General features: G+C 67.3%; 20 protein-coding genes. 5 read left to right on the forward strand and 15 right to left on the reverse strand.

The window, feature by feature from the left end; all coding sequences use genetic code 11:
* Positions 1–6: 6 nt before the first annotated feature.
* The 8 genes from AB4Z27_RS06200 to AB4Z27_RS06235 form a co-directional block, all read right to left on the reverse strand.
* On the reverse strand, positions 7–1,683 hold the full coding sequence (locus tag AB4Z27_RS06200) for an L-lactate permease (protein ID WP_092290213.1): 1,677 nt from the start codon (positions 1,681–1,683) through the stop codon (positions 7–9).
* Positions 1,684–2,036: 353 nt separating this feature from the next.
* Positions 2,037–2,681: a glutathione S-transferase family protein gene (locus tag AB4Z27_RS06205; RefSeq protein ID WP_092290859.1), complete on the reverse strand. Its 645-nt coding sequence runs from the start codon at positions 2,679–2,681 to the stop codon at positions 2,037–2,039.
* A gap of 60 nt (positions 2,682–2,741) precedes the next feature.
* Entirely contained in the window at positions 2,742–3,929 is a 1,188-nt protein-coding gene (locus tag AB4Z27_RS06210; protein WP_092290211.1) for an aminotransferase-like domain-containing protein, read from the reverse strand.
* A 52-nt stretch (positions 3,930–3,981) separates the two neighbouring features.
* On the reverse strand, positions 3,982–4,437 hold the full coding sequence (locus AB4Z27_RS06215) for a RidA family protein (RefSeq protein WP_092290209.1): 456 nt from the start codon (positions 4,435–4,437) through the stop codon (positions 3,982–3,984).
* Between the two features lie 12 nt (positions 4,438–4,449).
* Positions 4,450–5,445, reverse strand: coding sequence for a DMT family transporter (locus AB4Z27_RS06220; RefSeq protein ID WP_441590552.1), 996 nt, complete (start codon positions 5,443–5,445; stop codon positions 4,450–4,452).
* A gap of 20 nt (positions 5,446–5,465) precedes the next feature.
* Positions 5,466–6,098 carry a LysE family translocator gene (locus tag AB4Z27_RS06225; protein WP_441590551.1) on the reverse strand — a complete coding sequence of 211 codons (633 nt, stop codon included), beginning with the start codon at positions 6,096–6,098 and terminating at the stop codon, positions 5,466–5,468.
* Positions 6,099–6,108: 10 nt separating this feature from the next.
* Positions 6,109–6,834, reverse strand: a complete 726-nt coding sequence (locus tag AB4Z27_RS06230; protein WP_441590550.1) for an alanyl-tRNA editing protein — start codon at positions 6,832–6,834, stop codon at positions 6,109–6,111.
* A 32-nt stretch (positions 6,835–6,866) separates the two neighbouring features.
* A complete protein-coding gene (locus AB4Z27_RS06235) occupies positions 6,867–7,544 on the reverse strand; it encodes a VOC family protein (RefSeq protein ID WP_092290196.1) in 678 nt (225 codons plus the stop codon).
* 84 nt (positions 7,545–7,628) lie between these two features.
* Between AB4Z27_RS06235 and AB4Z27_RS06240 the strand changes: the two genes are divergently transcribed.
* From AB4Z27_RS06240 to AB4Z27_RS06250, 3 genes are all read left to right on the forward strand, one after another.
* A complete protein-coding gene (locus tag AB4Z27_RS06240; RefSeq protein ID WP_092290195.1) occupies positions 7,629–9,218 on the forward strand; it encodes an aminotransferase-like domain-containing protein in 1,590 nt (529 codons plus the stop codon).
* 111 nt (positions 9,219–9,329) lie between these two features.
* Positions 9,330–11,231: a molecular chaperone HtpG gene (gene htpG, locus AB4Z27_RS06245; protein WP_441644098.1), complete on the forward strand. Its 1,902-nt coding sequence runs from the start codon at positions 9,330–9,332 to the stop codon at positions 11,229–11,231.
* A gap of 62 nt (positions 11,232–11,293) precedes the next feature.
* The gene (locus AB4Z27_RS06250) at positions 11,294–11,662 is read left to right on the forward strand and encodes a DNA-deoxyinosine glycosylase (RefSeq protein WP_441644099.1); all 369 of its coding nucleotides are present in this window, start codon (positions 11,294–11,296) and stop codon (positions 11,660–11,662) included.
* Between the two features lie 54 nt (positions 11,663–11,716).
* Here the strand turns inward: AB4Z27_RS06250 and AB4Z27_RS06255 are convergent, their stop codons facing one another.
* Positions 11,717–12,220 carry a hypothetical protein gene (locus tag AB4Z27_RS06255; protein ID WP_092290192.1) on the reverse strand — a complete coding sequence of 168 codons (504 nt, stop codon included), beginning with the start codon at positions 12,218–12,220 and terminating at the stop codon, positions 11,717–11,719.
* Positions 12,221–12,379: 159 nt separating this feature from the next.
* Here AB4Z27_RS06255 and AB4Z27_RS06260 point away from each other — a divergent pair, with 159 nt between their 5' ends.
* The gene (locus AB4Z27_RS06260; protein WP_092290191.1) at positions 12,380–13,150 is read left to right on the forward strand and encodes a tetratricopeptide repeat protein; all 771 of its coding nucleotides are present in this window, start codon (positions 12,380–12,382) and stop codon (positions 13,148–13,150) included.
* Between the two features lie 42 nt (positions 13,151–13,192).
* Positions 13,193–14,095, forward strand: a complete 903-nt coding sequence (locus AB4Z27_RS06265) for a spermidine synthase (RefSeq protein WP_092290857.1) — start codon at positions 13,193–13,195, stop codon at positions 14,093–14,095.
* A gap of 21 nt (positions 14,096–14,116) precedes the next feature.
* Here the strand turns inward: AB4Z27_RS06265 and AB4Z27_RS06270 are convergent, their stop codons facing one another.
* The 6 genes from AB4Z27_RS06270 to AB4Z27_RS06295 all read right to left on the reverse strand — a co-directional run bounded on the left by AB4Z27_RS06270 (position 14,117) and on the right by AB4Z27_RS06295 (position 22,234).
* A complete protein-coding gene (locus tag AB4Z27_RS06270; protein WP_441644103.1) occupies positions 14,117–15,649 on the reverse strand; it encodes an ABC transporter substrate-binding protein in 1,533 nt (510 codons plus the stop codon).
* Between the two features lie 274 nt (positions 15,650–15,923).
* Positions 15,924–17,126 carry a DUF2863 family protein gene (locus AB4Z27_RS06275; RefSeq protein ID WP_092290187.1) on the reverse strand — a complete coding sequence of 401 codons (1,203 nt, stop codon included), beginning with the start codon at positions 17,124–17,126 and terminating at the stop codon, positions 15,924–15,926.
* A gap of 79 nt (positions 17,127–17,205) precedes the next feature.
* Positions 17,206–17,364 carry a hypothetical protein gene (locus AB4Z27_RS06280; protein WP_177219833.1) on the reverse strand — a complete coding sequence of 53 codons (159 nt, stop codon included), beginning with the start codon at positions 17,362–17,364 and terminating at the stop codon, positions 17,206–17,208.
* Between the two features lie 214 nt (positions 17,365–17,578).
* Positions 17,579–20,284: an aconitate hydratase AcnA gene (gene acnA, locus AB4Z27_RS06285; protein ID WP_092290185.1), complete on the reverse strand. Its 2,706-nt coding sequence runs from the start codon at positions 20,282–20,284 to the stop codon at positions 17,579–17,581.
* 199 nt (positions 20,285–20,483) lie between these two features.
* Positions 20,484–21,026 carry a hypothetical protein gene (locus tag AB4Z27_RS06290; RefSeq protein WP_092290183.1) on the reverse strand — a complete coding sequence of 181 codons (543 nt, stop codon included), beginning with the start codon at positions 21,024–21,026 and terminating at the stop codon, positions 20,484–20,486.
* A 227-nt stretch (positions 21,027–21,253) separates the two neighbouring features.
* Entirely contained in the window at positions 21,254–22,234 is a 981-nt protein-coding gene (locus tag AB4Z27_RS06295; protein WP_092290181.1) for an HpcH/HpaI aldolase/citrate lyase family protein, read from the reverse strand.
* Positions 22,235–22,303 lie beyond the last annotated feature (69 nt).

The raw sequence follows: 22,303 nt of genomic DNA on the forward strand, positions 1-22,303 counted from the left end.
TCGCCATCAGTGAATCACCATGTGCGTGAACGGCGGCACGTACGCCTGCAGGGTCACGAACAGGCCGACGAGGATGGCCAGCACGACCGAGTGGAAGAACACGTAGCGCAGGATCTCGCCCTCGTGGCCGTACCACTTGGTGGCGGTGGAGGCCACCACGATCGACTGGGCGTCGATCATCTTGCCCATCACACCGCCCGAGCTGTTGGCGGCCGCCATCAGCACCGGCGACAGGCCCAGCTGCTCCGCCGTGGTCTTCTGCAGGCCGCCGAACAGGACGTTGGACGCCGTGTCGGAACCGGTCAGTGCCACGCCCAGCCAGCCCAGCATCGTGCCGAACAGCGGGTAGAACACGCCGGTCTGCGCAAAGGCCAGGCCCAGCGTGGCGTCGAGACCCGAGTAGCGGGTCAGGTAGCCGATGCCGAACATGGCGCAGATGGTCAGCAGCGAGTAGCGCACCAGCTTGATCGTCTCCCAGTACTCCTTGAGCAGGCGCGGCACCGAGTAGCCCATCAGCAGGCCGCCGACCAGCGCCGACACCAGGATGCCGGTGCCGGCCATCGACAGCACGTTGAAGTTGAACACCGCCCCTTCGACGATTTCCTTCGGCACCACCGGCGGACCCTTGATGATGGCCTTGTCGAGGCCCGGGATCGGGAATTTGTACTGCCAGATGCCGTCCACGAGCTTCTTGAACTCGGGAATGCCCCAGACGAACACGAACACGGTCAGGATGACCCATGGCATCCACGCCTTGACCACCGAAATGCCGACCGACGCCGCGTTGGCGCGGGCTTCGGCTTCCAGGGCTTCGGGGTGATCGACCTTCGAGTCGTCGTGGCGGCCCAGGATGCGCGTGGAGGTCCAGATCTCCTTCGGATGCCAGATCTTCAGGAAGGCGGTCAGGGCCCCCATCGAGATCAGCGCGGAGATCACGTCCACCAGCCACGGGCCGTGGTAGTTCGAGACCAGGAACTGCGGCACGGCGAAGCTGACGCCCGCCACCAGGATGGCCGGCCAGATGGCCAGCATGCCGCGGAAGCCCGCGAACGCCCAGATCAGCCAGAACGGCACCAGCACCGAGAAGAACGGCAGTTGGCGGCCAATCATCGCGGAGAGCACGGTCTGTTCGATGCCGGTCACCGACGAGAGGCCGATGATTGGCGCGCCGAGTGCGCCAAACGCCACCGGAGCGGTATTGGCGATCAGCGCCAGGCCAGAAGCGGCTAGCGGCGAGAAGCCCAGGCCGATCAGGATGGCGCCGGTCACGGCCACCGGCGTGCCGAAGCCGGCTGCGCCCTCGAAGAACGCGCCGAAGCTGAAGGCCACCAGCAGAAGTTGGAGGCGGCGATCTTCGGTCACGCCCGAGATCGAGTTCTGCAACACCCTGAATGACCCGTTAAGTGTGGTCAGCCGGTGCAGGAAGATGATGTTGAGGACGATCCACCCGATCGGAAACAGCCCGGAGACGATGCCCAGCCCGGCCGCCTTGCCGGCCATGGCCGCGGGCATGCCGAACACGAACGACGCCACCGCGATGCCGACCGCCAGCGCCAGTCCGGCAGCGATGTGGGCCTGCATGTGAAAGAACGCCAGCGCTGCGAGCAGCACGGCCACAGGGACCCCCGCGGCAATGGTAGACAGCGCCATATTGCCGAGCGGGTCATAGATTTGACTCCACACGATTGAATCCTCCTCTGGGTTTGGAAGGCAGCCGTGCCTCTGTCGGGCCTGGACTGCCGCTACTGCATAGCAACTGGGCGTGCGGCGGCAAGCGCATCGCTGCGCACAGAAAGGCGATTGTAAGGACGCGAGTTCCCCGCAATCGCTTAAATCCGGTCACCGGGTCGATGAATCGGATTCAGGGATCAGGGTTTGTTCGGGGGGAGCAGAGCGCACCTCACAACTCTCGGGCGAGGGTACTCCTAAAACGGACGTTCGAATTTGGCGTGGCCGTCGAGTGCGGCCAGGAAAAGGGACGCCTGCGCCGCTAGTCAGATCGGACAAAAACCGATCGACCAAAGGCGCAGGACGATTCAGCGCAGCGGCAGGACGAGGATGCCGGTGGCCGCCGGCCGGGCGCGCATGTCGTCCAGCCAGCGTTCGAGGTTGGGCCGTGCAGTGTGGGGCACGGGCGTGCCCATCCAGCGGTGTGCCGCGCAGGCCAGCGCGATGTCGGCCATGGTGAAGCGGTCGCCGCCGATGAACTCGCGGCTGGCGAGCGCCTTGTCCAGCATCGCGGCCAGCGGCTCGGTCCGTTCGCACGACTTGGCGATGACCGCCTCGTCGCGCTTCTCGACCGGCACGCGCACCATCTGCAGGAAGGCCGAGACCATGGCCGGGCTGAACGCCGTGGTCTGCCAGTCCATCCAGCGGTCGGCGGAGGCGCGCTCCTTGACGTCGGACGGCCACAGCGTGCCTTCGCCATAGCGCGCGCACAGGTAGCGCACGATGGCGTTCGATTCCCACAGCACGAAGGGCTCGCCGGCCACGTCCGTATCGCGGAAATCCTCGATCACCGGAATCAGGCGATTCGGATTCAGGCGAATGTAGGCCTCGGTGTCCAGCTCGCCCTGGTGATTGCCGATGTCGATGCGCTCGTGGTCCAGGTGCAGCTCGCGCGCGCACCAGACCACTTTCTGCACATTGATCGACGACAGGCGGCCCCAGATGCGCAACAGGCCTTGCGGCTCCTCCACGTCCATGGCGATCGGCTCTCCTTCAGGGTTCCGGGGCTAGCCTCAGGCAGCGCGCGGCTGCGGCGCTGCCTTGGCGATGGCTTCGCGGAACAGTTCGCCGAGGATCGTCACGCCTTGCTCGATCCGCTCCGGCGGCACCGTCACGAAGGCCAGGCGCAGCGTGTTCATGCGCGGATTGCCCGCATAGAACGGCGCGCCCGGCACGTAGGCCACGTTACGGCGCACGGCTTCCTCGAGGATCTTCATGCTGTCCAGGCCCTCGGGCAGTTCCACCCAGATAAACATGCCGCCTTCGGGCTGGTTCCACGTCACGCCGGCGGGCATGTGGCGCTTGAGTGCGTCAAGCATCACTTCGCATTGCTTGCCGTAGAGCGCGCGGATGGTCGGGATATGGCGTTCGAGCAGGCCGTCGCGCACGGACTCGTAGGCCATGCGCTGGGTGAAGCTCGGCGTGTGCAGATCAGATGCCTGCTTGGCCTGGCACAGCTTGAAGTGCAGTTCGGGCGGGGCGATCACGAAGCCCAGGCGCAGGCCGGGGGCCAGCACCTTCGAGAACGAGCCCATGTAGATCACGCCGTCCGGGTTCATCGAGAGCAGTGTCGGCAGGATGTCGCCGGTGTAGCTCAGTTCGCCGTAGGGGTCGTCTTCCACCAGCAGCAGGTTCAGTTCCTGCGCGCGCTTGACCAGCGCCTGGCGGCGCTCCAGGGGCAGGCGGCGGCCGGTGGGGTTCTGGAAATTCGGCAGGGCGTAGAGGAAGCGGGCGCCGGCGGTCAGCTCCGGCGTCAGCGCCTCGGGCACCAGTCCGCGCTCGTCGGTCGGCACCGAGACGAACTCGGGTTCGAACAGCGAGAACGCCTGCAGGGCGCCGAGGTAGCTCGGCGTTTCCACCAGCACGGGGCTGCCCGGGTCGATCATCACCTTGGCGATCAGGTCCAGCGCCTGCTGGCTGCCGGTGGTGATCAGCACGCGCTCCACCTCCACGTTGTAGCGCTTGGCCACGAATTCGCGCAGCGGCAGATAACCCTCGGTGGCGGCATATTGCAGCGCGCCCTGGGGGTTATCGGCGAATACGCGGGCCACCGCCGCTTCCATGGCCGCTACCGGGAACGACGCCGGGGACGGCAGGCCGCCGGCGAAGGAAATGACTTCCGGACGCTCGGTGACCTTCAGGATTTCGCGGATGGCCGAGCTGGTCAGTTGCTGTGCTCGGCGGGAGATGGCCCATTTCATGATCTGTCTCTGGTGGGGTGAATCTTGGACTGCGTGGTGGAAAAAATACGAATTATGCGATTTCGACAATCATTTCGATCTCGACGCAGGCGCCCATCGGCACCTGGGCCACGCCGAACGCGCTGCGCGCATGGCGGCCCTTGTCGCCGAAGACCTCGACCAGGAACTCGGATGCGCCGTTGGTCACCAGGTGCTGCTCGGTGAATTCCAGCGTGGAGTTGACCAGGCTCATCACCTTGACGATGCGCTGGACCCGGTTCAGGTCGCCGATATGGGCGTGGAGCGTGGCCAGCAGGTCGACGGCGATGGCGCGCGCGGCGGCCTTGCCGGTCTCGGTGTCGACGTCCTTGCCGAGCTTGCCGGCCCAGACCTTGCCGTCCTTGCGGGCGATGTGGCCCGAGAGAAAGACGGTGTTGCCGCTGGTCGCGGCCATGACATAGGCGGCGGCGGGGGCGCTGACGGGGGGCAGTTCCACGCCGAGGCGGGCGAGGGTGTCATATACGGACATGCATGGCTCCTGTTAGTGAAGTCGTCCTGGAAATATGGGGGGCGCCCCTTCGGCCGCGGTGGCGGCCGGTGGCGTGGCGGGTGCCGTGTTGCGCACGGCGGCGCGGCGGCCAAGGGCCACCACGGCAATCACCGCCACGGCAAAGGCGAGGGTGGGGGCGTCGAGGGGCTCGGCCAGGATCACGGCGCCGCCCGCCAGCGTGAGGAACGGCTGGAGCAATTGTATCTGGCCTACGCGGGCGACGCCGCCTTTTGCGAGTCCGGCGTACCAGAACAGGAAGCCGATGAACATCGAAAAGACCGAGACATAGGCCATGCCGAGCCACGCCCGGGAGGATGCCGCGCCGATCTCGGGCGCGTGCGCCATGGCCAGCCACGCCACCACGGGCACCAGTACCGGCAGGGACACGACCAGCGCCCAGCTGATGGTTTCCAGCCCGCCCAGCTCCCGTGACAGCTTGCCGCCCTCGGCATAGCCCAGCGCGCCAAGTACCACGGCGGCGAACAAATACCAGTCTGCATGTTGCAGGCCGCCGGCCCCCTGCCACAGGGCGAAGGCGATCACCAGCGCGCTGCCGGCCACGGCCGAGAGCCAGAAGGCCGGGGAAGGGCGCTCGCTGCCGAACCACGCCGCGAACACGGCGGTGGCCAGCGGCAGCAGGCCAATCACGATGGCGCCATGGCCGGCCGGCACCTCGCGCATGGCGAGTGACGAAAACAGCGGAAAGCCGACCACCACGCCCAGCGCCGTCACGGCCAGCCGTGCCCACTGGCGCCCGCGCGGCCGCCGTGCCGGGGCCAGCGCGCCGCGCAGGGCGAGCAGGCCCAGCGCCAGGCAGGCCGCCAGCACCGCGCGGGCCAGCGCCACGAAGATGGGGTCCAGCTCGGCCACGGCCATGCGCGTGAACGGCAGCGTCTGGCTGAAGATCGCCACGCCGATGAAGCCGAGCCACATGCCGCCGGAAGCGGGCGGATGGGAGGGAGAAGCAGAAGCAGAAGGATTTGCCATGATGGGGAGGCCCGGGAAGGTCAGTGTGGCTGCGCGGCGAGGGCGATCCAGACCGCCGTCACGCCGAGCGCCAGCCCCATCGTGCCGTTGAACCAGCGCACGCGGTTGCCCTGCGCCAGCCAGTGCCGCAGCGAGGCGCCGAGCAGCCCATAGGCGCCGTTGCTGAAGAAGCCGAACACCCCGAACACGGTGCTGACCAGCGCGATGCGCTGCGCGGGCGAGGGCGCGCCGGCCATGTACGAGGCCGCCACGGCCAGCGCCAGCATCCACGCCTTGATATTGGCGTACTGGAACGCGGCCGACTGCCAGACGTTCATCGGCTTGAGCACGGTCTTCTCGGCCAGCGAGGCGCTCCGGGCAATCTTCCACGCCAGCCAGAGCAGGTAGGCCACGCCGACGACATGGATGGCGCGCGCCAGCATCGGGCTGGCCAGTATCAAGGCGCCCACGCCGGTGGCGCACAGCGCGACGATGCTCGCGAAGCCGAACGCCACCCCGATGCAATGCGGCAGCGTGGCGCGCAGCCCGAAGTTGGCCCCGGTCACGGCGGCGATGGTGGTGTTGGGGCCGGGCGTGAACGCGCCCACGGCCAGCAGCGTGATCAATGCGAGGAACTGGGCCATCGACAGGCCCGTCAGCCAGTTGGCATCCATGACGGCGACCTCAGGCCAGCGCGGCGAAGTTGACCACCACGCGGCGGTTGGTGCGGCTCTTCTTCTCGATCTTGGTCACGGTGACCGCGCCGATCTCGCCCGTATTGGCCACGTGGGTGCCGCCGCAGGGTTGGCGGTCCACACCGGGGATCTCGATGATGCGGATGGTGGACGTGCCGGCCGGCGGCGCGGCGCCCACGGTGCGCACCAGATCGGGCTGCGCGGCGAGCTGTTCGGGCGTGATGCGGTCGATCCGCACATCGGTCTTCGCGCCGATCAGCGCGTTGAGCTGCTCGGTCAGTTCGGCCTTGTCCAGCGTGGATTCGGGGAGGTCGAAGTCGATGCGCGCGGAATCGGGCGAGATGCTGCAGCCAGTCACCGGCACCGGGATCAGCGATCCCAGCAGGTGCAGGCAGGTGTGCAGCCGCATCAGCTTGTGGCGGCGCGCCCAGTCGATGCGCACTTCGCCCTGGTCACCGGGCTGCACCGCCGGGGCGTCCGGCGCCGGCACGTGGAGGATGCGGGTGCGGTCCTCGGCGTAGATCGTGTCGATCAGCGCCACCACGCGGCCATCGGCCAGCACCAGCGTGCCGGTGTCCCCGGCCTGCCCGCCGCTGCGCGCGTAGCAGACGGTCTGGTCCAGCTCGATGCCGGCCTCGCTCACGGCCACGACCGTGGCGTTGCAGTGGTCGAGATAGGCGTCGTCGTCGAAACGCTTGGTGGTGGTGGCGGACATCGTCGGGGGCTCCTTCGGGGGTATTTATATAGTCAGCACAGGGTCTTGGTGCCTGCTGGGGTGTCGATTTCGGCCACCAGTTGTGGCGGCCCATCGGTCTGTTCGATCTCGATCAGGTCTGCCGCGCCGATCCACGCCAGCCCCTGCCGCAGCAGTTCCGCCTGTGGATGGCTGCCGCGCAGCCGACGCAGCGCCAGGTCCTGGCGCGGGAGGCTGATGGCGGGGTGGTTGGGCACGTCCCACTGGATCAGCGTGGGGAACAGGCCATCGCCCGCATGCGTCGCCTCACCCGGCCAGGCCGGCAGGCTGCCGTCGTCGGGCACGGTCAGGCGCCAGTGCAGCGCGCCGCGCGTCATCGGAATGGCCGGGGCGATGCGGTCCGGGTACTGCGCCTGCCAGCGCGACAGGTCGATCGGCCGTTCCACGCGGGCGGCCCAGTGGGCCAGGAACGGGCCGTCGGCCAGCCGCTCGCGGATGGCTTCGCTGTCCAGCCCGAACCAGCGCGGCCGATCCGGCGCCGGGGCGGCCGGGTCGATCGCGATCACTTCGAGGTACATCCCGCCGAACAGCCCCATGACGCGGTTGTGCGTGCCCATGCGCGGGTGCGCGCCGCCGCCTTGCGGGGCAACGCCGAGCAGGTCGGCAACATGGTTCGCGCCGGATTCCAGATCCGGGGCCGCGATCACGAGGTGGTCTATGGCGAGCGTCATTGTCGGTTGATGGTAGACAAGGTTATCGGTACAGTACCGATACAGTTCAGCAGATCGTATTCAGTACAGTTGCGGGAGCACCACATGGAAGGCAGCGAAGCGGACGAAAGGCGGCACCCCGGGCCAGACCGCAAGGATAGCGGAGGCCGCTCGGGTGCGTCGGGCGGCACACGGCCCTTGAGGCTGGTGATGCCGACGGCCGGCCACGAGCAGTTGCCGGACCCGATTCCTTCGGCCCAGATGACGCTGGTCGAGCAATTGACTGAATGGGCACGGCTGCGCATCGACGAACGGGTGTTCCGGGCCGGCATGCGCATGCCGTCGATCCGGCAACTGGCCACCGAGAAGGGGATTTCGCGCTTCACCGTGGTGGAAGCCTATGAGCGGCTGGTGGCGCTGGGCTACCTGGAGTCGCGGCGCGGCTCGGGGTTCTATGTGCGGGAGCGCGTGGCACATCCGTCCACGGCCGCCACGCCGCCTTCGGACGCCATCCGCAATATCGACGTGACCTGGCTGCTGCGCAGCATGTTCCATTCGGCGGAGAGCCACAAGGCGCCGGGTTGGGGCTTCCTGCCGAACGAGTGGCTGGACGGCGAGCTGATGTCCGGCGCGCTGCGCAGCCTGGGGCGGCAACCGGGCAACCATTTTTTGTCGAGCGGCACGCCGCAGGGCTTCCTGCCGTTGCGGCAGCAGTTGCGCACGCGGCTGGAGGAGCTGGAGATCGGCGTCACGCCGGACCAGATCGTGATGACCTCCGGCATCACGCAGGCGTTCGACCTGATCGCACGGCAATACCTGCACCCCGGCGATACCGTGCTGGTCGGCGATCCGGCCTGGTTCGTGATGTTCGCGCGCTTCGCCGCGCAGGGCGCCCACGTGATCGGCGTGCCGTACACGGCCGATGGCCCGGACCTGGACGCGCTCGAGCGCGTGGTGCAGGCCCATCGGCCCAAGCTGTTCGTGGTCAATTCCGTGCTGCACAACCCCACGGGCACCTCGCTCTCCGCCGCCCGGGCGTTCCGGCTGCTGCAACTGGCCGAGCAGTACAACTTCCTGGTGGTGGAGGACGATATCTATTGCGATCTCTGCCCGCCCGGCCACGCCGCCACCCGGTTGGCCAGCCTCGACCAGCTCCGGCGCGTGATCTATCTCGGCAGCTTCTCCAAGACGCTGGCCGCCAACCTGCGCGTGGGGTTCATCGCCGCCAGCCCGGAGCTGGCCGTGACGCTGACCGACAGCAAGCTGCTGACCGGCATGGCCACGCCCGAGATCAACGAGCGCGTGGTCTACAAGGTGCTGACCGAGGGCCACTACCGCAAGCACGTGGAGCGCGTGCGCGGCCGGCTGGACCGGGCGCGCGACGAGACCCGCCACCAACTCGAACGGCTGGGTTTGCGGATGTTCCCGGGCCAGCACGCCGGCATGTACCTGTGGGCCGATACGGGCGTGGACACCAATGTCATCGCTACGGCGGGGCACGAGGAGGGCTACCTGTTCGCCCCGGGCAGCCTGTTCTCGCCCAGCCAGATGCCATCCACCTGGACGCGCTTCAACGTGGCCAGCAGCGCCGATCCCGGCATGCTGCGTTTCCTGGCCGCGCAGATCGAGCGATTATCCGGCCAGCCGGCCTCCGGCACCCATACCGCCCATGCCCCCGCCACCCCGGGGGCTTGAAAAACCGTCCGCCCATCCCGATTTGAAGGGCCATCGACCCCGCCGCGCACCGCGCGCCCGGGGCAACCCCGGATGTGCCCGCTTTGTTTTCAAGCTTTCAAGAGGAGAACCATGACCGCACCGCACGAAACGATGAGCTTCCAGGCGGAAGTGAAGCAGCTGCTGCACCTGATGATCCACTCGCTGTACAGCAACAAGGAGATCTTCCTGCGCGAGCTGGTGTCGAATGCTTCGGACGCCACTGACAAGCTGCGCTTCGAGGCGATCGCCAACCCGTCGCTGCTCGAGAACGATGCCGACCTGGCCATCCGCATCGAAGCCGACGCCGCCAGCCGCACGCTGAAGATCACCGACAACGGTATCGGCATGAGCCGCGACGAGGCGATCCGCAACCTCGGCACGATCGCGCGCTCGGGCACCAAGGAATTCTTCCAGCAACTGTCCGGCGACCAGCAGAAGGACGCCGCGCTGATCGGCCAGTTCGGCGTGGGCTTCTACTCGGCCTTCATCGTCGCGGACAAGGTCACGGTGGAGACGCGCCGCGCCGGCGTGCCGGCCGAGGAAGCCGTGCGCTGGGAAAGCACCGGCGACGGCGAGTTCACGGTGGACGCCATCTCGCGCGCCGAGCGCGGCACCACCATCACGCTGCACCTGCGCGAGGGCGAGGACGACTTCCTGTCGTCGTACCGCCTGCGCCACATCATCCAGAAGTATTCGGACCATATCTCGCTGCCGATCCGCATGCCCAAGGAAGAGTGGGATGCCGAAGCCAGCGCCCACAAGACCACCGGCGAGTGGGAGAGCGTGAACCAGGCCAGCGCGCTGTGGACGCGCGCCAAGTCCGACATCACCGACGAGCAGTACCAGGCGTTCTACCAGCACATCGCCCATGACCAGGAAGCCCCGCTGACCTGGACCCACAACCGCGTGGAAGGCCGCAGCGAGTACACGCAGCTGCTGTTCATCCCGGCGCGCGCCCCGTTCGACCTGTGGGACCGCAATCACAAGGCCGGCCTGAAGCTGTACGTGAAGCGCGTGTTCATCATGGACGACGCGGACCAACTGCTGCCGGCGTACTTGCGCTGGGTCAAGGGCGTGGTGGATTCGGCCGACCTGCCGCTGAACGTCTCGCGCGAGCTGCTGCAGGAGAGCCGCGATGTGCGCGCGATCCGCGAGGGCAGCACCAAGCGTGTGCTGTCGATGCTCGAATCGCTGGCGGACAGCGAGGACGAAGCCGATCGCGCCAAGTACAAGACCTTCTGGGAGCAGTTCGGCCAGGTGCTCAAGGAAGGCATGGGCGAGGACCAGGCCAACGCCGAGCGCATCGCCAAGCTGCTGCGCTTCGCGTCCACCCACAGCGACACGGCCGAGCAGTCGGTCTCGCTGGGCGACTACGTGAGCCGCATGAAGGAAGGGCAGGACAAGGTCTTCTACGTCACCGCCGACACCTGGGTGGCCGCCAAGTCGAGCCCGCATCTGGAAGTCTTCCGCAAGAAGGGCATCGAAGTGCTGCTGCTGACCGAGCGCGTGGACGAGTGGATGCTGTCCTACCTGCACGAGTTCGACGGCAAGGAACTGGTGTCCGTGGCGCGTGGCGACCTGGACCTCGGCGCGCTGGCCGACGAGACCGAGAAGGCCGAGCAGGAAAAGGCCGAAACCGACTGGAAGGACGTGGTCGACCGTGCCAAGGGCGTGCTGGAAGGCAAAGCCAAGGACGTGCGCGTGACGCTGCGCCTGACTGAATCGGCTTCGTGCCTGGTGTCGGACGATGGCGACATGAGCGGCTACCTGCAGCGCCTGCTCAAGCAGGCCGGCCAGAAGGCGCCCGACGCCCAGCCGATCCTGGAGCTGAACCCCGAGCACGCGCTGGTGAAGAAGCTGCGCGACGTGGCCGGCGACGAAGCCTTCGCCGACCGCGTCAGCGTGCTGTTCGACCAGGCCCTTCTGGCCGAGGGCGGCATGCTGGAAGATCCGGCCACCTACGTGCAACGCGTGAACCGCCTGCTGGCCTGAGGCCGGTTTGCGGCCCCGCTCCCGCCTGCGGGGGAGGGGCCGCCAGCGAAGACCCTCCCAAGATGACCACCAAACGCTGTTTCCCGCCGGTCGTCGATGCCCACACCCGCGTCCTCGTGCTCGGCAGCCTGCCGGGCGAGGTCTCGCTCGCCCAGAACCAGTACTACGCGCACAAGCAGAACCTCGACAGCAATATCCGCGACCATGCCGGGAACGACCTGCTCGGGCTGATCGGCACGCTGCCGAGCCTGCGGGCGATTGCCTTCAACGGCGGTACGGCGGCGAAGATCGGGGAAAAGGCGCTGGGGGCGCTGGGGGCGCATGGCGACCGCCATGCCATCCTGCGGCTGCCGTCGAGCAGCCCGGCCTATACGCTGGCCTATGCGGAAAAGCGGGTCGCGTGGCAGGCCTTGCGCGCCTGGCTGGACTGAATCGCCCAGCCAGGCGTGGGGCGTCTTCTTTCGATGACGAAGGGGCGACGCCGTTCAGGCCGTCGTGTTGACGATGTTCCCGGTGCTGGAGGCGCCGGCCTGCTGAATGGCTTCGGCCAGCTTGGCGACGGCCTGCTGGAGCGACGCCGAGGTCGACGTGACACCGGCCTGCAGCGCGGCCACGGTGCTGGCCTTGGTGCTGTCGTCCGCGCCACTGTTCTGCGCGGCCTGGAGCTGCTGCATCTGGGCTGCCAGCTGCTTCTGCAGCGCCTCGATCTGCTGCTTCAGCGCCTTGATGACCGCCGAGTCGCTGTCTTCGCTGCTGGCCGCGCTGGCGTCTGCGGCACCTGCGCCGCCCAGGCGTCCGGCGCCGCCCGGGCCCTTGATGTCGCCGCTGGCGCTGGCCGAGGAAGCCGAGGAGGCCGACGCGCTGCCGTCCGTGCTGGCGGCGGCGGCTTGCGCCGCGTCGTCAGCCGGCGCGGTGAAGCGGCGGGTGTTGGTTACGTTGGCGTCACTGGCGGTGACGATCTGAGGGGTAACGCTGCTGATTGTTGTCATATGCGTGGTTCCGATCGGGAGAGAGCCCACCCCTTCTTCGGCGCAAATCCGCAAAACTTTAGGCGTACCGAACAAGTCTCACCGTCAGTCACTTCTGTCACAATCGCGGCCATGGCTCGCCCCGCGCGGCGGGCCGGCCTCCCATTTCGATAAATTCCTATGTCCAGTCTCGGCCTTGGCGGTATTGGCGGTATCGGCCTGCATGTCATCGTTGCCATCTTCTTCGCGGTGCATGCGGTGCGCACGCACCAGAATATGTACTGGCTCCTGCTGCTGTTCCTGTTCCCGGGGCTCGGCAGCGTGGTCTATTTCTTCGCGGTCTACCTGCCCAGCCTGCGCCAGACGCGCGGGGCGCGGGCGGCGGGACGGGCGATCCGGCAGATCGTGGATCCGAACCGTGCCGTGCGGGAGGCCCGCGACGCCTTCGACCGGGCACCCACCGTGGACCACCGCATGCGCCTGGGCGCCGCGCTGCTCGATGCCGGCCAGCCGGCCGAGGCGCTGACGCACTACCAGACGGCCGCCAACGGCCCGTTCGCCTCTGACCCGGCCTTGCTGGAAGGGCTGGCGCGCGCCCAGGTGGCCACCGGCCAGCCCGGGCCGGCGCAGGCCACGCTGGAGACGCTGTTCTCGCACCACCCGCAGGCGCGCGAGCAGGCCACGCCCTCGCTGCTGTACGCGCAGACGCTGGCCGCTACCGGCGCGCCCGGCACCCGGGCTGCGTTCGAGCAGGCCCTGACCAGCGCCAGCGATGCCGCGCCGCGCTGCCTGTTTGCCGACTGGCTGACGGCCCAGCCCGATGCCGCCGACCGCGAGCGCGCGAAAGCGCTCTATGCCGATATCGTCCATGACGCGCGCCACTGGCCGCGCCATGCCCGCGAACACAATCGCGAATGGCTCCAGCGCGCCCAGACCGCGCTGGGCCAATGATTCGCCCCCATGATCCGCGCCCTTGGCGCCTTTTTCTCCGCTATGACGCTTCTGAAACGCAAATCGATCGAGGCCGTGGCCTCGCGCCGTCCCGCCCGCGGACACCGTGACGCATCGCGCGGCAACCTGAACGCCCGGCAGGATTCCCGGCAGGACCCCCGTCACGAAGCCCGCATGAAGCCGCGCTTCGCGCCGGTGACGTTCTCCGAGATGGACGGCGTGCGCTACCTGCATTTCGGCACGGAATGGGTCCAGGGCGCGATGCGCCTGCGCAAGCCGGACGCCATCGAGCTCGAATACGCGCAGCAGATGATGGCCTGGCTGCTGTTCCAGTCGCCCTCGGTCGATGACTTCCACGTGGTGCAGTTGGGCCTCGGGGCTGCCGCGTTGACCAAGTTCTGCCATCGGCAGTTCGCCCGCGCCAAGGTGACGGCGGTGGAGCTGAATCCGGCCGTGATCGTGGCCGGCCGCAGCATGTTCGGCCTGCGCGAAGATGACGCGCGCCTGACCGTGCGCGAGCAGGACGCCTGGGACTTCGTGATGGACAGCGCCAGCACGGCGGCCATCGATACGCTCCAGGTGGACCTCTACGACGCCACCGCGCGCGGCCCGGTGCTGGACACCACGGCGTTCTACCGCGCCTGCCGCCGCGTGCTGAAGACCCCCGGCGTGATGACGATCAACCTGTTCGGCGACCACGAGAGCTTTCCGAAGAACATCGTGCGGATTTGCGATGCCTTCGACAACCGCGTGCTGGTGTTCCCGGAAGTGCATGACGGCAACATCATCGCCATGGCGTTCAACGGGCCGGCCATCGACGTCTCCTGGGAGACGCTGGAAGCGCGCGCGGACGTGGTGGAAGCCGCGACCCAGCTGCCCGCCCGGGACTGGGTCAAGAAGCTGCGCGCGGCCAATGCCAATCAGGAAGACCGGCTGGTGATCTGATCGCTTTCTGAGGGAAAACGGTCATTCCTTGTGGAAGAACTGCGCCAGCGACCATTCGTCGGTGCGGGCCTCGTAGCGCAGGCCCTTGCGCATCGCCCACATCGCCAGCTGGCTGTGCGAGGGGATGATGGCGTGATCCGCCAGCGCGACCTTCGCCGCGGCGCGCGCGGCTTCCTCGCGCGCCTTGTCGCTGCTGACCGTGGTCAGTGACGTTTCGATCAGCTTGTCGAGCTGCGGATTGCTGTACTTGCCCCAGTTCCACGTGCCATAGCCGGTCTTCGGGTTGGGCGTGCCGGTGATCGAGCGCAGCGCCACATCGGCCGCCGCCGAGCCCCATCCCAGCATCTGGAACGAGAACTCGCCCTGGCGCGCGCGCGTGAAGTAGGCTGCCACGGGCAGGGTCTCCACCTTGGTCTGGATGCCGATGCGCGTCAGCATGCCGGCCGTGGCCTGCGCCACCTGGCCGTCGTTGAGGTAGCGGTTGTTGGTGGCGTGCAGCGTCAGCGCGAAGCCATCGGGGTAGCCTGCCTGGGCCAGCAGCTTCTTGGCGCCCTCGACATCGTAGGCGTCCGGCTTGGTGCCCGGATGGCCGAAGATCTGCGGCGAGACGATCGACGAGGCCGGCACCGCCAGCCCCTCCATGATGCGGCTGACGATGGCGTCCCGGTTCAGCGCCTTGCTGACCGCTTCCCGCACGCGGGCGTCCTTGAACGGGTTCTTGGCCAGCGGCTTGCCGGCCTTGTCGGTCACGAACGGCGAGTTGTCGCGCGACTGGTCCATCTGCCAGAAGATGGTGCGCCACGACACCGTCTGCTCGATCTTGAACTTCGGATTCTGCTTGAGCTTCGCCACGTCGGCCGAGGGCACGCTCTCGATCACGTCCACGTCGCCGGCCAGCAGCGCCGCGCTGCGTGCGCCGTTGTCGGTGAGGATGCGGAACACCGCGCGGTCCCAGTCCACCTTCGGCCCCCAGTAGTCGGGGTTCTTCGCCATCACGATTTCCTGCCCGCGCGCGAAGCGCACGAACTTGAACGGCCCGGTGCCGATCATCGCCTTGCCCGAGTCGAAATCGGCCTGGGTCAGCGTGGCCGCGACCCTCTTCGGCATGATCGGCACGCTGTTCAGGTCGTTGGCGAGGTTGGCGTAATTCGGCACGTTCATGGTCAGGCGCACGGTGAGCGCGTCGGGCGTGTCGATGCGGGCGATCGGCTTGGTATAGCTGGTGAACGAGCCGGGGCTGTTGGTCAGCTTCTCGGGCCGCTCCAGGGACGCCTTGACGTCCTCGCTCGTGAACGGCGTGCCGTCATGCCACTTCACGTCCGGGCGCAGCTTGATCTCCCACGTGATGGCGTTCACCGGCTTCCAGGACAGCGCCAGCCCGGGGATGTAGCGGGCGTTCTTATCCATGAACACCAGCGATTCGAAGATATGCAGCGCGATGGCGTTGTTCGGGCCCGCGTTGTTCCAGTGCGGGTCCATCGAGGTCACATCGGCAGCCAGGCCGATGCGCAGGTCCTCGGCGTGCGCGGCGCCCACGGTCACCCCGGCGGACATCGCAACGGAGAGCAGGGTGCCCAGCAAGGCATGGCGGATCTTGGCGGAACGATGGCTCGCTTTCATCGACAGGCTCCTCGGGTGGTGCGGGATGTGGGATGGGATGCCATGCATTGTGCCGTCAAACGTACACGCCTGCGTGGGTTGGGGGACTTCCCGGGCGATGGCACGGGTATGGGGTGTTTTCGGCACTTCCGGTTGGCGGCACCTTCCACCGCTTCGCGCCGATAAAAAAACCCGCTTGCGCGGGTTCTTTTATGAGTCGGCGGCCAGCTTAGTGGAACAGCGGCTGCTGGGTCGGCGCGTCCTCGGGCAGTTCGGCGTGGACGATCTCGCCCGAACGGTCCGCATAGAGCGGCGTACCGCAGTCTTCGCAGTACTCGGGGTCGAACAGCGCGGCGTGGCGGAAGATCTCCTCCACGCCGGCGTTGCGCAGTTCCTCGCAGATCTGCTCGAGCGGGTTGCCCTTTTCCTCGGCATCGACTTCGCCGGCCTCGCGGCCATAGACGGGCCAGACGATGCCGTAGATCACGTCCTTCTCGCCGCGCATGGTGAAGCCGACGCGGTATTCCTCGACCACTTCCTCGCCGAACGAGGCCACCACGGCAGCCAGTTGGCCGGCGGGCACGTCCAGCGTGCCGCACAGGTAGTTCACGGCGGCGCGCACGGTCAGCGGGCGGATGCTCTTGTCAGATTCGCGGCACGACAGGAAGAACGCATCGGGCAGCAGCAGTTCGAATTCGCAGCCCGGCAGCAGCACGGCCACGGACGGCTGCACCTGCTGGCGCCATTGCTCCAGGCAGGTGGAACGCTCGGCGTGGTGCTCCTTGGCATCTTCCTGCCAGCGGAACAGGGCGCCTTCGTGCGGCGCCACCACCACGGCCAGCAGGTAGCGCGGATCGGCCAGGATCGGGGCGGTCTCCGGCAGGTCGCGCAGATCCACCTTGGGCACCGTGCCGGCCAGCGCCGCCGAGGCGAGCTTGTGGGTCAGGGCGAAGGTGTCGCTATGGGTGCGCGGGAGCTGGTCGATGCTATATAGATACGGCGACAGCGCCACCTGGGTCTGCGTGGCCAGCACGTGGGCCTGCAGGTGCACGGCCAGCGTCTGGGCCAGCTCGGGCTTGAGCGCGCCGGACGGAATCGCGTAGCGGGTATGGGCGAGGATCGGCGCGGCGATCAGCAGGGCGTCATGCTGCACGCCGTCGATCTCGACCGTGGCGGACTCGGCCAGCGTCTCGGCCTGCTCGGCCAGCACGTCGGAGGCATCCGCGTTGTGCTTGAACAGGTGTTCGAGCGCGGCGTCGAGGGCGGTCTGGCTGCCGTTCTTCAGGAGGCGGCCCAGGCGCTGCGACAGCCGCCGCTCCCAATACCCGTCCTCCATGCGGCTGCCCGAGGCGTCGAGCGCAAGCGCGTCGGCCACCAGTCGCTCGGCATCGGGCGAGAGTCGGGGGGAAGACTTGGGGCGAAAACCTGCCATATGTGAAGACCGTCCGTTTTACGTAAAACGGTATTCTACTCGCTGCGTTGACAAACACCGCGCCTGGCGGCGTTCCGTCTTATTTCTGTGCGGGCGCTGCCGGGGCCTCGGCGGGGGCCGGGGCGTGGGTCTCGGCGCCGTGCTGTTCGCCGCCCATGGAGACGTCGCCGCCACCCTTCGTCAGCAGATACAGGGCGGCGCCGGCGACGACGATGAAAGCGATGAGGATCTTGACCATGGTGTCTCCAGTCGGTGCGGGGGCGTGCCGTGGCCGCGCCCGCTTATAGGGATGAACGCCGAATTGCGTAGGGACCAGTCTGGCAGTGCAGCCTTGCGTGGAACTTACGTGCCGGATCGGGGATAACCCGCAAGCTGGCCCGGCCGCGCGGCGCCCAGCAATGAAAAACGGCGCACCGTGGGGTGCGCCGTTGTCACTTCCTGGCCGGGACCGCTTATGCGGCCAGCAGCTGGCGCAGCACGAACGGCAGGATGCCGCCGTGGTTGTAGTAGTCCACCTCGATCGGGGTGTCGATGCGCAGCAGCACCGGCACGCGCTGCGTGTCGCCGTTGGCGCGATGGATCACCAGCACCACATCCTGCTGCGGCTTCAGGTCGCCCTCGATGCCTTCCACGTCGAAGGTCTCGTTGCCGATGATGCCGAGCGACTGCGCGCTGTCGCTGCCCTTGAACTGCAGGGGCAGCACGCCCATGCCGACCAGGTTCGAACGGTGGATCCGCTCGAAGCTGCGCGCCACCACGGCCTTCACGCCGAGCAGCTGCGTGCCCTTGGCCGCCCAGTCGCGCGAGGAACCCGTGCCGTACTCTTCGCCGCCGATTACCACCGTGGGCGTGCCCTCGGCGATGTACTTCATGGCGGCGTCGTAGATCGACATCTGTTCGCCGGTGGGCTGGTGCAGCGTCAGGCCGCCTTCCACGCGCGAGCCGTCGGCCTTGGGCGGAATCATCAGGTTCTTGATCCGCACGTTGGCGAACGTGCCGCGCATCATCACTTCATGGTTGCCGCGGCGCGAGCCGTAGCTGTTGAAGTCCGCCTTCAGCACGCCGTGCGCGAGCAGGTACTTGCCCGCCGGCGAGGTGTCCTTGATCGAGCCGGCCGGGGAGATGTGGTCGGTCGTCACGGAGTCGCCGAACACGCCCAGCGCCCGCGCGCCGCGCACGCTGGCCGAGGCAGCCTTCGGCTCGAGCTGGAAGTCCTGGAAGAACGGCGGCTCGGCGATGTAGGTGGAAGTCGGCCAGTCATAGACCTGCCCCGTGGTGCCCTTGATGTTGGCCCACAGCTTGCTCGGCTTCTTGACCTGCTCGTAGTTCGTCTTGAACACCTCGGCGTCCAGCGCGAACTTCAGCAGCGCCTGGATTTCCTCCGACGTCGGCCAGATATCGCCCAGCCAGACATCCTTGCCGTTCTTGCCCTTGCCCACCGGCTCGGTCATCAGGTCGCGCGTGACGTTGCCGGCGATGGCGTAGGCCACCACCAGCGGCGGCGAGGCGAGGAAGTTGGCGCGGATGTTCGGGTGGATGCGGGCCTCGAAGTTGCGGTTGCCCGACAGCACGGCGGCCGCGACGATGTCGTTCTGGACGATGGCCTCGTTCAGCGCCGGGGTCAGGTCGCCCGCATTGCCGATGCAGGTGGTGCAGCCGTAGGCCGTCACGCCGAAGCCAAGCTTCTCCAGGTAGGGCAGCAGGCCGGTGGCGGTCAGGTACTCGGTCACCACGCGGCTGCCCGGGGCCAGCGACGTCTTGATGTGCGGCGCCACGTTCAGGCCCGCTTCCACCGCCTTCTTGGCCAGCAGGCCGGCGGCCAGCAGCACGCTCGGGTTGGAGGTGTTCGTGCACGAGGTGATGGCGGCGATCAGCACGTCGCCGCTCTTCACCTTCACGCCGTCGGTGTTGGTGTACTCGCGGTCCAGGTCATCGGCATTCTTGTTGAAGCCGTTCTCGGCCACCGGCTTGGAGAACAGCGAGGCGAAGGTGCTCTTGACGTTGCCGATCTCGATGCGGTCCTGCGGGCGCTTGGGGCCGGCCAGCGACGGCGCCACCGAGCCCAGGTCGAGCGTCAGCGTGGTGCTGTAGTCGATGTCGCCGGCCATCGGCACGCCGAACATCTCCTGGGCGCGGAAGTAGCCCTCGAACGCGGCGATTTCCTCGGCGGTGCGGCCGGTGCCCTTGAAATAGTCGATGGTCTTCTCGTCCACCGGGAAAAAGCCCATCGTGGCGCCGTACTCGGGCGCCATGTTGCCGATGGTGGCGCGGTCCGGGGTGGTCAGGCTGGCGGTGCCTTCGCCGAAGAACTCGACGAACTTGCCGACGACCTTCTCGCGGCGCAGCATTTCGGTGATGGTCAGCACCAGGTCGGTGGCGGTCACGCCCTCGCGCAGGCGGCCCTTCAGTTCCACGCCGACCACGTCAGGCGTCAGGAAGTAGACCGGCTGACCGAGCATGCCGGCTTCGGCCTCGATGCCGCCCACGCCCCAGCCCACCACACCGATGCCGTTGATCATCGTGGTATGCGAGTCGGTGCCAACGAGCGTGTCCGGATAGTAGACACCGTCCTTCTTGTGCACGCCGCGCGCCAGGTATTCGAGGTTCACCTGGTGGACGATGCCGAAGCCCGGTTGCACCACGCCGAAGGTGTCGAAGGCCTGCATGCCCCACTTCATGAACTGGTAGCGCTCGTTGTTGCGCTTGAATTCCAGCTGCATGTTCAGGTCGAGCGCCTTTTTCTCGCGGAAATGGTCGATCTGCACCGAGTGGTCGACCACCAGATCCACCGGCACCAGCGGCTCGATCTTCTTGGGGTTCTTGCCCATCTTCTCGGCCACGTTGCGCATTGCGGCCAGGTCGGCCAGCAGCGGCACGCCCGTGAAGTCCTGCAGCACCACGCGGGCTACCACGAACGGGATCTCGTCCACGCGGTCGGCCTTGGGCTTCCAGTTGGCCAGTTGTCGAACGTGTTCCTCGGTGACCTTCTTGCCGTCGCAGTTGCGCAGCACCGATTCCAGCACCAGCCGGATCGAAATCGGCAGCCGTTCGATCTTCACGCCCAGTGCCTTGCCCAGCTGCGGCAGCGAGTAGTACTGGCCGCGGCCGCCGGTGGCGAGCTTGAATTCCTTGAGAGTTTTATTGAGATTGTGGGGCATTGCCTGACTCCAATCGAGGGATGACGCGGGACGCGATTTTCTAAACTTTCTTCTTCTTCAGACCCCGGTGCACGAGAGGGTTCCGCCGCCTTGACGCGGCGCGGCCGGAGATTCCCCGGACGCGCACCGTGACAACAAACTCAACTGCCGCGCGGCGAGGGGCCGCGCGAAGTACTGCAATGATCGCAAATTTACGACTTTACTGCTTCGGAGCCTGGGCGGCGGGGGCGGGCTGGGCTTCGGCGGCCGGGGCCGGAGCCATCAGCAGCGGCGTGGCCACCGGTGCGCGCAGGGCGCCGGCCTGGGTCGGGGCCGAGCCACCGGCCTGCATGTCGGCGTTCTGGCATTCGTCGGCCAGGCGCTGGCCCAGGTTCTTGTTGAACAGCATGGCCTTGCCCGGGATCACGACGAGGTCGAGGCCCGATTGCTGGTCGAAGTAGCGGTCGGCGCCGGTCACGGTGGACTGGCGCGGCAGGCGGTAGTCACGGCCTTGCCAGTGCACGGTCAGCACTTCGTCGCGCAGCATGTTGCCATTGATATAGATGACGTTGCCCAGCTCGCACTGCCACTTCTCGCCGGACGGCGTGGCGGGGGCGGCGGCAGCAGTCGTGGCCTTCTTGCTGGACTTGGCGGGCGCTTTCTTGGTCGCAGCCGGCTTCTTGGCGGGTTCCTGAGCCATGGCGGTGGAGGCGACGGTCAGCGAGAGGGCGCCGAGCAAGGAGGCAAGCACGATCTTTTTCATGGGTATTCCTTCCGGATTTTGAATGATTACTTGGGGGCTCTGATATTGGGCGGGGCCGGGTGCCCGTGCGGACGCCCGGCAACTTTCCGCCGCTATTCTCTACGATTTGCCTGACAGGGCGAAGTCCGTCATCTATTGGTTACACAATCGGAAATGTCTGGTTTGCCATGGGGCACTTCAGGCCGGAAAAGGGCAGTATCCGCGCGCGGAGGCGTCACCCGGGTCATTCAGTCGAAGAACAGCTCGGCCGCCGCTGCCGGCAGGTGGGTGCCCGTCGCGTGGGCACGCTGCAACAGCGCCCAGTAGTACCGGTAGCTGGCGCGGTCGTGCAACTGGCCGTCATGGCGGATTGGCGCCCAGTTGTTCTCATGCGCGGCCAGCAGAATCTCGCTGGCCGCGCCGATCTCGGTGTCGGTGGGGCGGAAAGCGGCCACGATCGGGGCAATCTGGCCCGGATGGATGCTCCACTTGCGCAGGTAGCCGAACTCGGCGCGGGCGCGGCTGGCGTCTTCGCCGGCGCGCTGCGGATGCTGAACGTCCGTGCTGACGTTGTGCGACGGCACTTTGCCGTGGCGATGGCAGGCCGCCGAGATCTCCAGCATCGCGCGGCGGATCAGCGGGTATTCGAACTGGCCCGGCGAGCGCATCGCATCGCCCGGAATGGCGCCGTGGTGCGCGGAGACGAAGTCCATCAGCCCGAAGCTGAGGCACTCCACCTGGACCAGCGCGGCGATATCGAAGACCTGTTCGAGTGCTGCATGTGTCTCAATCAGCACATGAATCGGGATATGCCGGGCGATGCCGGCACTGCGCGCCACGTGATTGACGTGGTCGGTCACCCGGGCCACTTCCACCACATCGGTCACCTTCGGCACCACGACGTAGGCCAGCCGCGCGCCGGCGGCGGCGACCAGGATGTCGATGTCCTCGCGCCAGTGCGGGTGGGCCGGGTCGTGGATGCGCACGCCCACGCGATTGTGGACGTTCGCGGGGCTGTTGATCAGCTGGGCGCACAGCGTGGCGTGCTCGCGCTCCAGGCCGACGGCGGCGCCGTCCTCGCAATCGAACGTGATGTCGAACACGGGCCCAAGCTCTTGCTGCAGGGCCAGCGACTTGCGCATGAGCTTTTCGCTGCCGGCATAGTGGTCACACACCGGCAACTGGACCGGGATGGCTTCGCCCTGGAACAAGACCTCGGAAGGATGCACGTTGAATACTTATGGAGTGGGGGGTAATTGACGAGACAAAGCCCGCGCCCATGAAAAAACCGGGGTCCG

Origin of the sequence: Cupriavidus sp. KB_39, from assembly GCF_052114485.1 — a bacterium.
In the GTDB taxonomy this organism is placed as follows: domain Bacteria; phylum Pseudomonadota; class Gammaproteobacteria; order Burkholderiales; family Burkholderiaceae; genus Cupriavidus.